Source organism: Pseudomonas sp. 51_B (assembly GCF_017491595.1).
GTDB classification, from domain to species: Bacteria; Pseudomonadota; Gammaproteobacteria; order Pseudomonadales; family Pseudomonadaceae; genus Aquipseudomonas; species Aquipseudomonas promysalinigenes.
Map to the genome: position 1 here is coordinate 1 of NZ_JAFGYW010000592.1, position 243 is coordinate 243.

The 243-nt window shown below is 63.0% G+C and carries 2 pseudogenes; one reads left to right on the top strand and one right to left on the bottom strand.

Annotation, left to right across the window (positions count from 1 at the left end):
- Nucleotides 1-126 (top strand): annotated as a pseudogene (locus J5M56_RS26965) (hypothetical protein); the annotation flags it as partial.
- On the opposite strand, the pseudogene J5M56_RS26330 reads toward J5M56_RS26965, so the two are convergent.
- Nucleotides 99-243, bottom strand: a pseudogene (locus J5M56_RS26330) (amino acid permease); the annotation flags it as partial. The pseudogenes J5M56_RS26965 and J5M56_RS26330 sit on opposite strands and share 28 nt — an antisense overlap.

The following is a 243-nucleotide window of genomic DNA, read 5'->3' on the forward strand; positions in this document are numbered from 1 at the left end:
GTCACCACTGTGGCCAAGGTCGTGCCGCTGGTGCTGTTTGCGCTGATTTGCCTGTTCGCCTTCAAGCTCGAGGTGTTCACCGCCGACATCTGGGCCGTGGGTACTCCCGAGCTTGGCAGCGTGATGACCAGGAAGATCTGCACCATCGCGTTGGTCAGCCACAGCGCGTTCGCCGGCACCTGGTTGGCGTTTTCCCGGCGCAGGAACTCCGGCATCGTGTGGTCCTTGGCCGCAGCGAACATG